General features: G+C 69.3%; 9 protein-coding genes, 1 tRNA gene and 1 pseudogene. 7 read left to right on the plus strand and 4 right to left on the minus strand.

Annotation, left to right across the window (positions count from 1 at the left end; translation table 11 throughout):
* Positions 1 to 187: 187 nt before the first annotated feature.
* Positions 188 to 1,789, minus strand: a pseudogene (locus tag SFY69_13400) (DUF3387 domain-containing protein).
* A gap of 542 nt (positions 1,790 to 2,331) precedes the next feature.
* Between SFY69_13400 and SFY69_13405 the strand changes: the two are divergent.
* Both SFY69_13405 and SFY69_13410 read left to right on the plus strand, forming a co-directional pair.
* A complete protein-coding gene (locus tag SFY69_13405) occupies positions 2,332 to 2,538 on the plus strand; it encodes a type II toxin-antitoxin system HicA family toxin (protein ID MDX2133039.1) in 207 nt (68 codons plus the stop codon).
* Positions 2,535 to 3,023 carry a type II toxin-antitoxin system HicB family antitoxin gene (locus SFY69_13410; protein MDX2133040.1) on the plus strand — a complete coding sequence of 163 codons (489 nt, stop codon included), beginning with the start codon at positions 2,535 to 2,537 and terminating at the stop codon, positions 3,021 to 3,023. The genes SFY69_13405 and SFY69_13410 overlap by 4 nt, the downstream gene beginning before the upstream one ends.
* A gap of 446 nt (positions 3,024 to 3,469) precedes the next feature.
* Here SFY69_13410 and SFY69_13415 read toward each other — a convergent pair whose 3' ends face one another.
* Together SFY69_13415 and SFY69_13420 are read right to left on the minus strand one after the other, a co-directional pair.
* Positions 3,470 to 3,988 (minus strand): hypothetical protein, encoded by a 519-nt coding sequence (locus SFY69_13415; protein MDX2133041.1) that lies wholly within the window; start codon positions 3,986 to 3,988, stop codon positions 3,470 to 3,472.
* Between the two features lie 350 nt (positions 3,989 to 4,338).
* Positions 4,339 to 4,412: transfer RNA gene (locus tag SFY69_13420), tRNA-Val, on the minus strand.
* Positions 4,413 to 4,931: 519 nt separating this feature from the next.
* On the opposite strand from SFY69_13420, the gene SFY69_13425 reads away from it, so the two are divergent.
* The 4 genes from SFY69_13425 (at position 4,932) to SFY69_13440 (ending at position 10,003) form a co-directional block, all read left to right on the plus strand.
* A complete protein-coding gene (locus SFY69_13425) occupies positions 4,932 to 5,789 on the plus strand; it encodes a prepilin-type N-terminal cleavage/methylation domain-containing protein (GenBank protein MDX2133042.1) in 858 nt (285 codons plus the stop codon).
* Positions 5,790 to 5,814: 25 nt separating this feature from the next.
* Positions 5,815 to 6,348: a hypothetical protein gene (locus SFY69_13430; protein MDX2133043.1), complete on the plus strand. Its 534-nt coding sequence runs from the start codon at positions 5,815 to 5,817 to the stop codon at positions 6,346 to 6,348.
* 104 nt (positions 6,349 to 6,452) lie between these two features.
* Positions 6,453 to 8,525 carry a LamG-like jellyroll fold domain-containing protein gene (locus SFY69_13435; GenBank protein MDX2133044.1) on the plus strand — a complete coding sequence of 691 codons (2,073 nt, stop codon included), beginning with the start codon at positions 6,453 to 6,455 and terminating at the stop codon, positions 8,523 to 8,525.
* Positions 8,526 to 8,668: 143 nt separating this feature from the next.
* Entirely contained in the window at positions 8,669 to 10,003 is a 1,335-nt protein-coding gene (locus SFY69_13440) for a CinA family nicotinamide mononucleotide deamidase-related protein (GenBank protein MDX2133045.1), read from the plus strand.
* Between the two features lie 4 nt (positions 10,004 to 10,007).
* Here SFY69_13440 and SFY69_13445 read toward each other — a convergent pair whose 3' ends face one another.
* Entirely contained in the window at positions 10,008 to 11,042 is a 1,035-nt protein-coding gene (locus SFY69_13445) for a beta-ketoacyl-ACP synthase III (GenBank protein MDX2133046.1), read from the minus strand.
* Positions 11,043 to 11,248: 206 nt separating this feature from the next.
* Here SFY69_13445 and SFY69_13450 point away from each other — a divergent pair.
* On the plus strand, positions 11,249 to 11,653 hold a 405-nt coding region (locus tag SFY69_13450; GenBank protein MDX2133047.1), incomplete at its 3' end, for an RNA-binding protein.

Here is an 11,653-nt window from a genome sequence, read left to right on the forward strand (position 1 = left end):
CTCCCAGAGAGCGCATGCTACCAGCGCCGCCGACGCGGATCACGAAGGCCGGGCAGCGCCGCGGGCGTTACCGAGGCTCCGATGCTGGATCGGGTGCGGATGGGCGATCCGCGGTGGATGTTGACTGTCCGAGTGCCGCCGGGGCCACACTCGCCGAGGAGCGCCGGCGGAACCGTTGTGCTCGCGATCATCCTGCCTCCGCACAGAGCAGTTCCGCCTGTCCAAGTACGGTCAAGGTTGCCCGCTCTTGCTTGTCGGGTGGATAGCCGTGCTTGCGAAGGACTCGCTTGACGATGACCCTGAGCTTGGCCCGGACCGACTCCTTGATCGTCCAGTCGATGCTCGTATTCGCGCGGACGGACTCGACCAACTCGCGGGCGATCTGTTGCAGCGTCGGTTCGCCCAGAACCTTGACGGCGCTGTCGTTCACTTCGAGAGCGTCATAGAACGCGACCTCATCCTGCGTGAGCCCGAGCCGCTCGCTGCGCTTGTCCGCCTCGCGCATGTCCTTCGCCAGCGCGATCAGTTCCTCGATGACTTGGGACGCTTCGATGGCGCGGTTCTGGTACTTCTTGATCGCGTTCTCCAGCATCTCCGAGAACGACCGCGACTGCACGAGGTTCTTGCGGCCCCGTGCCTTGATCTCACCCGCGAGCAGCTTTCGGAGCAGCTCCACGGCCAGGTTGCGATGCGGCATGCCGCGCACCTCGGCCAGAAACTCTTCCGACAGGATGCTGATGTCGGGCTTCTTCAGCCCCGCTGCGGCGAAGATGTCAACGACTTCCTCGGATGCAACGGCCCGGCTCACGAGCTGTCGAATCGCGTGCTCGATCTCTTCGGGGGATCGCTTCTGTCCTTCGGTGGACTTCGTGAGCGCCGCTCGCACCGCCTGGAAAAAGCCCACATCATCCCGGATGCGGATCGCTTCCTCGTGCGGGACGGCGAGCGCGAACGCCGCCGACAGTTCCTTGACCGCCTGCAGAAACTTCGTCTTGCCGTCCTTTTCCGCGAGCACATGCTCCTGCGCCGCAGGCAGCAAGGACAACCGTTCTTCGGGCCGTCCCTTCGTCCACGGAGTCCAGTCGAAGCCCTCGAAAATCTCGCAGCACACCTCATGCTTGGCGAGCATGAGCGCGACGGCCTCTTCTTGGTCGATTGCCGCCTTCCCCTTACCGCCGCTCTCGGTGTAGACCGCCAACGCCTGCTTCAACTCATGGGCGAGGCCGAGGTAGTCCACCACGAGGCCACCCGGCTTGTCGCGGAAGACGCGGTTCACGCGGGCGATGGCCTGCATCAGCCCGTGCCCTCGCATCGGCTTGTCCAGATACATCGTGTGCAGGCACGGCGCATCGAAGCCCGTAAGCCACATGTCGCGCACGATCACGACTTTGAACCCGTCCTTCGGGTCCTTGAACCGCCTGGCGAGTTCCTCGCGCTTGGACTTGTTCCGGATATGCTGCTGCCACTCGACGGGATCAGACGCCGAGCCTGTCATCACGACCTTCAGCATCCCCTTGTCGTCGGCCGTGTCGTGCCACGCCGGGCGCAGCGCCGCGATCTCCTTGTAGAGCTCGACACAGATGCGGCGGCTCATGCAGACGATCATGGCCTTGCCTTCCATGCCGTCCTCAAGGCGGCGCTCCCAGTGCGCCACGAGGTCCGCGGCGACTAGCCTCAGCCGCTTCTCCGACCCAACAACTGCCTCCAGCTGCGCCCACTTGCTCTTCAGCCGTTCCTTCTTCTCGACTTCCTCGCCTTCGGTCGCCTCCTCAAAGCCAGGATCGAGCTTTGCGGCGAGGGCGGTCCGGTTGTGAGCAGCTCTTTGGTGATGGGCGTTGGTCATGCGATCATCCGTTCTGCCCCAGCAGCCACAGCAGGCCGACAAACCCGCCGAGCATCAGCAGTTGCTTCTGCTCCTCGGCCTTCTTCAGTTTCATACCGTGAATCACGCGCTGCACCACGCGTAAGGCCGCGCCGGGATTCTCCCGGCTGATCGGCTGGTAGATGACGACAACCCCGGCGGCTGGGCGGCGTCGTGCATCCGCGACGGGTACGACGTTCCGCCTCCGAGCGAGGCCGACGCCAAGGCGGCGGCGAAGGCGCGGCGCGATGCGTTGCTCGCGGACTTCGATCGGCTGCCGAGCGACAGGCGATCATCGCCGAGGCCCGGGCGCTGTACCCGAACCTTCGCGACGAGCGTTCCCACCCCGCCGGCTCGCCGGCGGTGCGGGGCGCGGTTGCGAAGCTGCTGGCGGACCGGGCCGCGCCGTGCGACCGGGAATCGAGCGGACGGGGGCTTGACACGATGCATACCGTATGCGAGACTCAGGCATGAACAGCCGGGACGTGATCCGACGACTGCTGGCAGACGGGTGGGAGCTGGCCCGCACGAAGGGCAGCCACCACCAGTACCGCCACCCGACCAAGCCCGGGCTCGTAACGGTCCCCCACCCCAAACGCGACCTGCCCATCGGAACGGTTCGCAGCATTGCCAAGCAAGCCGGATGGTCCGGCCCCGCCGGAAGGAACAAGCCATGAACTATCCCGTCGTGATCCACAAAGACCGCGCGAGCGACTACGGCGTGAGTGTCCCCGACCTGCCCGGGTGCGTCTCCGCCGGCGCGACCGTCGATGAAGCGCTTGCGATGGCCCGCGAGGCGATCGAACTCCACCTGGAAGGGCTGATCGAGGAAGGCGGCGTGATCCCCCTGCCGACGCCAATCGAGAAGCTCCACGCCGACCCTGACTACTCGGGGGGGACGTGGGCGATCGTCTCGGTGGACGAATCCACGCTGCGCGTGAAGATCGCCCGCGTGGGCATCACCATGCCTCAGCGCGTGCTGGACGCGATCGACCGCCACGCGAAGGCGAGCGGCGAAACCCGGTCCGGGCTGCTCGCCCGCGCGGCGGTGCGATACATCGGGCGCGAACAGGGTTCCATGCCCGAAGCCAAGCGGGGCGGGTCGAAACTCCGCATCATGCGGCGCAAGGCGAAGGCGGCCAAAGCCCGGAAGGGACGGTGATGGATGGCGAGTCTCTCTCGATCGAAGTCCGGCGAGTGGCGGGTGCTGGTGGTGCTGGGCGATCGACGCCCGGCGATCCGGCTGGCGGCGAAGACGCCCGTGAAGACGGCCCGGTCGATCGCGTCGAAGATCGAGTCGCTCGCCGCGTGCCGCGCGGGGAACTCTGGCCCCGACGAGGAACTCGCGGCTTGGCTCGCCGCCCTGCCCGACACGCTGCACGACCGCATCGTGCGCGCCGGGCTGGCCGAGCCCCGCGAGGGCGCGAACGTCGTGACGCTGGGCGAGCTGCTCCGCCGGTTCGACGCGGCGGTGACGGTGAAGCAATCCACCCGCGACGCCTACCGGCAGGCGGTGAACAGCCTGCGGGCGCACTTCGGGGACGAGCGCCCGGTCGGGGACATCTCGACCGCGGACGCCGACGGCTGGCGTCGGGCGATCGCCGAGCCCTACACCGTGACCGACGAGAAGGGCGTCACGCGCGAGAAGCGCCTCGCCGCGGCGACGGTCGCGAAGCGCACCATCATCGCCAAGGCGATCTTCCGGCGCGCGCTCCGCTGGGGACTCATCGCGTCGAGCCCGTTCGCCGATCTTCGGACCGGCTCGCAGGCGAACCCCGACCGCGCCCGGTACATCCCGGCGTCGTGGATGCCCGCGCTGCTCGCGGCGTGCTCCGATGACCGCTGGCGGGGCGTGATCGCGCTGAGCCGGTACGCCGGGCTGCGCTGCCCCTCCGAACTTGTCGCGCTCCGCTGGGGCGACGTCGATTGGGAACACGGGCGGCTCGTCGTGCGCAGCGCGAAGACATCCGGGCACGAGGGGCACGCGGTGCGCGTGGTGCCGATCGCGCCGGAACTCCGCCCGATCCTCCAGCGCCTGTTCGACGCCGCCGAGCCGGGCACCGGGGCGGTGATCCCGCGCCTGCGCGACGGGTCGATGAACCTGCGGACGACGTTCGAGAAGATCATCCTGCTGGCCGGGCTGACGCCGTGGCCCCGGCTGTACCACAATCTCCGGGCGTCGTGTGCGTGTGATTGGGTCGAGCGCTTCCCCGGGCACGTCGTCGCGGCATGGCTCGGGCACTCGCCGACGATCGCGGCGAAGCACTACCTGCAAGTCCGCGACGCGCACTTCGACGCGGCGGCGGGGCTCACCCGCCCGACCGGCGCAGAATCCGGCGCACGAGGCGCTCAAAACCCGGCGCAGCACGTTCCCGCACCGGATCGCACCGATCGGCGGGAATCGTCGGAAGTCCCGTGCTTACAGGGTGTTGTGCGGGACGAGGCGATACCGTGCGAACCCGTACAAAACACGAAAATGGGCGCAACAGGACTCGAACCTGTGACCTCGGCTATGTGACAGCCGCGCTCTAGCCAACTGAGCTATGCGCCCGCAATCGCCGCTCGGCGGTGCCCCGCCGGAAGGCCTCGTCGCGTGCCGCGGCGTGGGCCGACCGGCACGAGTCGCCATGATAGGCGACACCCCGGCGTCGGGTCTGCCACGCCAGCGCGCCGACCCCCGAAGTCGACAGGCCGCACATCAAATGCCGCGCGGCTGAACGTCATGCGGCGTTTCGGCAGAAGCTGCGCCACGGCCGACGCCGACTTGGCTCAACTCCCCCAAGCAGGCGAGCGCACTGCGCGGACACGGTGGTACTCCGGCCGTTTGTTCGGCTCGTTCATCGTTCACGCTGTCAGATCCGTGGCGTGTGTTTGCGCGTTCTTGACATCGTCTTCATAACGAGTCGGTCATCATTGCGGCGTTGCCGGTGACTCTCGTTTCGATTGCATGAAATCAGACGGACCGCGTTGACCGGTGCGGCGCGCGGGACTTAGCCTCCAACGGAACTGCGTGTTCTGCTGGCGTGCTCTGTTCGCGCTCCAAAGGCGAGCAGACCTCGGAGGCTCTTCCATGCGAAGTGCTCGGGTTGATCGGCGTGGCGGTCGGGGGTTCACGCTGATCGAGTTGCTGGTTGTGATCGCGATCATCGCGTTGCTGATCTCGCTGCTGCTTCCCAGCCTGGGCAAGTCGCGCGAGGCCGCCCGGCAGGTGGTGTGCGCGTCGGGCCAGCGTCAGCTCGCGGTGGCGGCGGCGGTGTACGTGAACGAGTGGCGCGACTGGATGAACCCGCTGCAGGACTCGGTGAGCACGCCGGAGTTCCCCAACGAGGTCGAGAGCTCGTACCGCATTTATCTGTACCCGTACCTGGGCGATGTCGCGAAGGCGTTCGACTGCCCGGCGGAGAAACTGAACCAGTACGCCGACGGGCTGTCGGCCGATGACATGGCGTTCGCGCGTCTGCGCGTGCGGCCGAACGACTCGTACCGATTCCTGTACGGGTTCCTGCACCCGTACGAGAACTACAACCCGGGCGGCATCGGGGTGAGCGGCGCACACTACTGGACGGCGGAGGCGACGATGCCGTTCGGGCGCCCGCGCGAGTCCGGGTACCCCGAGGGGCTGGTGAAGTACTCCAGCGTGGTGATCGCCAACAAGCTCATCTGGTTCGGCGACGGGCACAGCAGCGCGCAGGACCTCTGGCCCGAGGACTGCTGGTGGATCTACCGCTCCGTCGGCAACCAGGCGTCGTACGGCTTCAACCGCGTGCAGCAGAACGACTACGGCGCACGCCGTCACAACCGCAAGGCCAACTACGCCTTCGCCGACGGGCACGTCGACATCTACGACGCGAACGACATCCGCTGCGACCGCGACGAGTGCTGGTGGTCGGTCGAGTTTGACGCGCATTCCGGCACGGAGCCTCGCTGAGCGGCGGGCCGGGAGGGGGGCGCGGGTGGCGATCACGGTCGGCAACGCGGTGAAGGTCTCGATCGCGATCGCGGCGTTGAGCGTAGCGGGCGTCTTCGCGGCGTCGCACCTGCGGCGGGCCGCCGCCTCGGGCGAGGACGGGCTGCAGGCCTGGTTCTTCGACGAGAGCGAGCAGCGTCTGTACACCGTGCCGCGGGACACGCTCCCGCCCCACGCGGGCGTGGGGGGCGCCGCGAACGACGGGGTGCGGGCGGTGGTGGTCGCGTGCCGCGACGCGTGCCAGGACGCCTCGGCGCGGCGCATCGCGTATCTCGAGACGTACACGCCCGAGCTGAAGGACTCGATGGAGAAGATCCGGGCGGCCCGCGCGCGGGGCGACATGGACGTCGGGCCCGGCAAGTTCGCCGACAAGGGCGCCGTCATCGCCAGCACGCTCGTCCGGCGCGAGGGCGAGTCTACCTGGCACTCCATGTCCTCGAAGGAGGGCAACGCCATCGTGACCGAGTGGCAGAGCTGGGCGTGCCCCGACGGGCGCGGCCTCGTCGTGTGCACTCCCTGAGCGGGAGACCGGATGTCCGATCGGCCGGCTCGCGCGTATCGCGGGCCGGCGTGTTCCGTGTGTTCGCAAAAGAGAGATCGATCGAGTTCCCACCGGAGGATGTCATGAAGATCACGCGCTCGTACCTGTCCGCGGCGGTGCTCGCCGCCTGCGCCGGCGCCGCCGTCGCGCAGCCCACCATCTGGAACTTCAGCGGGTCGCTCGCCGCCGACTCGGGCCCGGGCGTCATGACGCCCCGCCCGTCCCAGACGTTCCTCGTCGACACCGCGTCGGCGTTCGGCCTGCCCCTCATCGGCGGCGCCGACTCGGGCGTGCTGCGCAGCGACGTGCCGGTTGATGTTCCCCAGGGCGGGTACGACGTCGCCCACGGCACCGCCGCCAACGGCGGCGGGTCGTACGGCAACCAGTACACCCTCATCTGGGACGTCCTGTTCCCGGTCGTGAACTGGCACTCGTTCTTCAACTCCAACGAGGCCAACGCCAACGACGGCGACTTCTTCGTTCGTCCCGACGGCGGCATCGGAATCTCGGGCGTATACCAGGGCACGATCTCCGCGAACACCTGGCACCGCGTCGCCGTTACCATCAACCTCGCCGGCTCGCCCACGATGAAGAAGTACATCGACGGCGTGCTCGTCGGCACCCAGACCCTCGGCTCGGGCCTCGACGGGCGCTGGGCGCTGTACACCACCTCGAACGCGCCCACCGACTGGTTCATCCTGTTCGGCGACAACGACGGCGACATCGTCCAGTCGTATCTCAGCAGCTTCCTCTTCGAGGATCGCGTCTGGACCGACACCGAGATCGCGTCGATCGGCGGCGCCACCGCCGGCGGCATCACGCTCCCGGCGGGCAGCATCCCCCCGAGCGTCACCGCCAGCATCGCGCCCTGCGCTCCCGCCGGCGCCACCGCGCTCATCACGGGCACGCCCACCTCGGGCCAGAACCCCGGGTCCACGTCGTACACGATGTCCGCTGATCTCTCGTCCATCGGGCTGGGGTCGAACGTCGCGATGCTCGACGACGGCGTGGCGCCCGACGCGGTCGCCGGCGACAACGTCTTCACGGGCTCGTTCGTGATCCCCGTGCTCGCCGCGGGCGACTACGCGCTGCCCGTCAACGTCACCGACAACCTGTCCCGCACCGGGCAGGGCCTCGCCAGCCTGCAGGTCTTCGAGAACCCGCCCAGCGCCGGCACGCACGAGACCCAGGTCGACTTCGACGCCGAGCCCGCGCCCGGCGACCTCATCCCCTCGACCTTCGGCCCCGGGCAGCTCGAGTTCTGGGATCGCGTCGTCCCCGGCAGCACCCGGACCTTCTGCGCCTTCGGATCCACCACGTCCTTCGGCATCCCCGACATCGCCGGCACGCCCGCGAACGTCCTGAACATCCCCGCCTTCTTCGCCGACGAGGGCCTCCGCTACAACAACCTCTCGCCCGGCAACGGCGGCGGCACGTTCGTCAACCAGTACACGATCGGCGTCGACATCCTCTGGCCCTCGCAGGGCGAGGTGACCTCCGGCTGGTTCCCCTTCTGGAACAGCAACAACACCAACAGCAACGGCGGCGACCTCTGGGCCCGCTTCAGCGACTTCTCCCTCGGCTGGGACTACAACGGCGCCTCCGCCGTCGCCCCCTTCACCGCCCCCGGCGTCATCGCCTTCGACACCTGGCACCGCATCGTCTTCTCGCTCGACACCTCCCTCTGCTCCAACCGCGGCAAGATCTACGTGAACGGCGTCAAGGTCTTCGACGGGCCCGTGCCCGACTCCACCGACACCCTCTTCTCGCTCTACTCCACCACCGACGGCGACCCCACCCCGGACGACAACGAGGCCTTCAGCCATTTCGGCAGCGAGAGCACCGGCGCCCGCACCGCCGAGGCCTACATCAACTCGTTCTACTTCGTTGACCGCACACTCAGCGACGCCGAGGTCGCCGCCTTCGGCGCCGCCGACGCCGACGGCTTCCTCGCGCCGCCCGTGTCGTGCGAGCCCGACGTCAACCAGGACGGCAACGTCGACCAGGACGACATCGCCTGCCTGACCCAGGCGGTCGCCGGCGACCCCGCCTGCCTCGGCGGCGGCATCGACCCCGACTTCAACCGCGACGGCAACGTCGACCAGGACGACATCTCGGCCCTCGAGCAGGTCGTCGCCGGGGCGCCCTGCCCGTAACCGTCGGTACGAGCCCGAAGCGCAAGCGAGGGCTTTCCCTGCTTCTCTTCCCTCTTTTTCTCCCATCTCTTTGATCTGATCCTCATCGCCCCGGGCACCGCGCCCGGGGCGTTTTTCATTTCCCGTCCCGCGTACGCTCGGACATGCCGCCCCCGGAACGTGTCGAACAACGGACCGCCGCCGTGCTCTCGGTGGGCGATGAACTCACGCTCGGGCAGACGCTCGACACGAACTCGAAGTGGATCTCCGAGCGACTGTTCGATCTCGGCCTCTCGCCGCTCGAGCACGTGACGGTGCCCGACGACACCGCGCGTCAGGCCGCGGCGTTGCGGCGCCTCGCGGGCGAGGTCGACGTCGTCATCTGCACGGGCGGGCTGGGCCCGACCGCCGACGACCTGACGCGCGACGCGCTCGCCCTCGCGTCGGAGGACGAACTGGTCGAGGACCCGCTGGCCCTGGCGCAGGTGGAAGAGTTCTTCGCGGCGCGCGGGCGTCCGATGCCGCCGCTGAACCGCGTGCAGGCGCGCCGCCCGTCGCGCGGGCTGTCATTGCCGAACCTCAACGGCACGGCGCCCGGGCTCTGGGCGCGCATGCCCGGCGGGGCCGAGGTGTTCTGCCTTCCAGGCCCGCCGGGAGAGTTGAAGCCGATGTTCGAGGCCCAGGTCGTGCCGCGCCTGCGCCCGGTGCGCTCGCGTCTGGTGCGCACGCGCGTGGTGCACTGCTTCGGCATCGGCGAGTCCGACCTCGCGGCGCGGCTCGGCCCCGTCATGGACCGCAGCAGAAACCCGCTCGTCGGGACCACCGCCAGCGGCGGGGTGGTGTCCTGCCGCATCCGGTTCGAGGGCAGCGTGGACGAGGAGTCGTGCGAGGCGGCGCTCACCCAGGCCGAGCAGGACGTACGCGCCGCGGCGGGCGTCTACGCGTTCGGCGCGGGGGACGAGCGCTTGCCCGGCGCGCTCCTGCGACTGCTGCGCGAGCGCGGCGAGACGCTCGGCACGGTCGAGAGCTGCACCGGCGGGCTGCTGGGATCGATGATCACGGACATGCCCGGGTCGTCGGTCGCGTTCGTCGGCGCGCTCGTCACGTACTCGAACCGGTTGAAGACCCTCCTGGCGGGGGTCGAGCCCGGGATGTTCGAGCACGCCGGCCCCGGTGCTGTGAGCGCCGCGTGCGCCCTGGCCCTGGCCCGGGGCGGGCTCGAGCGTCTTGGCTGCACGCACGCGCTCTCGATCACGGGCATCGCCGGGCCCGACGGGGGCGTGCCCGCGTTCGACGGGCGCGACGCCAAGCCCGTGGGCACGGTGTTCATCGCGCGAGCATCGGCGGACGGCTCGTCGCAGGTACGTCGGTTCCGGTTCGCGGGCGATCGCGGATCCGTCCGCCACTGGTCGGCGATGTCCGCGCTCGCGATGCTGCGTCTGCACCTGGTCGGCGCGGGCGAGACGGCGCTGCTCCGCGAAGCCCCGCGCGCCCAGTAGCGGGCTACAGCTCGCGCACGAGCATCACCTGGCACGCCCACGTGAGGCCCGCCCCGAACCCGACGACCGCCACCAACTGCCCCGGCCGCAGCGAGCCCCGCGCACGCTCCAGCGCGATCGGGATCGACGCCGACGCGGTGTTGCCCGTGTCGCCGATGTCGACCACCAGTCGCTCCGGGCCGATGTCGAGCTGCCGCCCGACGGCCTCGATGATCCGCGCGTTCGCCTGGTGCGGGATGACCACGTCGAAGTCGCCCGGCGAGACGCCCACGCCCTTGGCGGCCTTCCGCAGGCAATCGGTCATGCGAAGCACCGCCGTCTTGAACACCTCGCGCCCGTGCAGTTCCAGCGTGTGCCACGCGGTGGCGACCGACTCGGCCGACGCCGGGGTGCGGCTTCCGCCGGCCCGGACACGGATGAGATCGGCCCCGCGCCCGTCCGCGCCGATGTCGGAATAGATGATGTCGAATCGCCCCCGCGCCGCGACGACCGCCGCCCCCGCGCCGTCCCCGAAGAGGATGCACGACTGGCGGTCCGCGTAGTTCGTGATGCGCGTCAGCGTGTCGGCGCCGATCACCAGCACGCGCTTGTTCATCCCGCTCTTGATGGCGGCGGCTGCGAGTTGCATCGCGTACCCGTAGCCGGCGCACCCGGCGTTCACGTCCATCGCCGGCACCCCGCTGCACCCCAGGGCCGCCTGCAGATGGCACGCCGACGACGGCACGGGCGTGTCCGGGGTCGACGTCGCGACCAGGATGAGGTCGAGATCGGTGGGGGAGAGGTGGGCGTCTTCCAGCGCTCGCAGGGCCGCGAACCGGGCCATATCGCTGGTGGCCTCTCCCGGTGCGGCACACCGCCGCCCGTGGATGCCCGTCCGTTCGACGATCCACGCGTCAGAGGTGTCGACGGTGAGCGCCAGTTCGTCGTTCGTCAGGATGCGGCTTGGCAGGTAGTGGCCGAGCCCGAGGATCGAACAGAGCGCGGGGGGCAGGGACGCGATTCGGGACGAAGTCAAAGTCGGTGCCAGGGCGTGTCGCAAGAAGAAACCTCCACGGGCGCGCGAAACGCGCGCACCCACCCGACGCGGTCCCGCCCCATTCGGGCCGGGCAGGGCATTGACACTGTAGCCAGTCCCGCCCCGAGGGGGGTGGTGGAACCCCGCGGCGCACTCGGGTACACTTTCCGCGATTCTGGTTCTGTGCGTCCGGAGTCGGACGCGGTTCTCAGGTTCCCCGACGCTTCCTCGTGCCCGAGTTCGAGACGCCGGTGGTTCATGTTCGGGCACATGCAGGAAAGTTCGGGATGAAAATCTACGTTGGAAATCTGCCGTTCCAGACGACCGAGGATGAACTCCGCGGGCTCTTCGAGCAGCACGGCGAAGTCTCCAGCGCCTCGCTCGTCATGGACCGCGAGACGGGCCGCCCCCGCGGCTTCGGCTTCGTCGAGATGCAGAACGATGAGCAGGCCCGCGCCGCGATGACCGCCCTCAACGGCGCCAACGTCGGCGGGCGCGACCTCGTCGTCAACGAGGCCCGTCCGCGCGAGGACCGCGGCGGCTTCGGTGGCGGCGGCGGCGGCCGTTCGCGCGGCGGCTTCGGCGGCGGCGGCGGTGGTGGCGGCTACGGCGGCGGCGGCGGTGGCGGCGGCTAC

It is taken from the genome of Planctomycetota bacterium, from assembly GCA_033763975.1.
Classification (GTDB): domain Bacteria; phylum Planctomycetota; class Phycisphaerae; order Phycisphaerales; family UBA1924; genus RI-211.

What these genes read in the sequence shown, in the direction of transcription:
- SFY69_13405 (MDX2133039.1), top strand. Translation starts at nt 2,332, where the DNA reads ATGAACAGCCGGGACGTGATCCGACGACTGCTGGCAGACGGGTGGGAG.
- SFY69_13410 (MDX2133040.1), top strand. Translation starts at nt 2,535, where the DNA reads ATGAACTATCCCGTCGTGATCCACAAAGACCGCGCGAGCGACTACGGC.
- SFY69_13415 (MDX2133041.1), bottom strand. Translation starts at nt 3,988, where the DNA reads ATGATCTTCTCGAACGTCGTCCGCAGGTTCATCGACCCGTCGCGCAGG.
- SFY69_13425 (MDX2133042.1), top strand. Translation starts at nt 4,932, where the DNA reads ATGCGAAGTGCTCGGGTTGATCGGCGTGGCGGTCGGGGGTTCACGCTG.
- SFY69_13435 (MDX2133044.1), top strand. Translation starts at nt 6,453, where the DNA reads ATGAAGATCACGCGCTCGTACCTGTCCGCGGCGGTGCTCGCCGCCTGC.
- SFY69_13440 (MDX2133045.1), top strand. Translation starts at nt 8,669, where the DNA reads ATGCCGCCCCCGGAACGTGTCGAACAACGGACCGCCGCCGTGCTCTCG.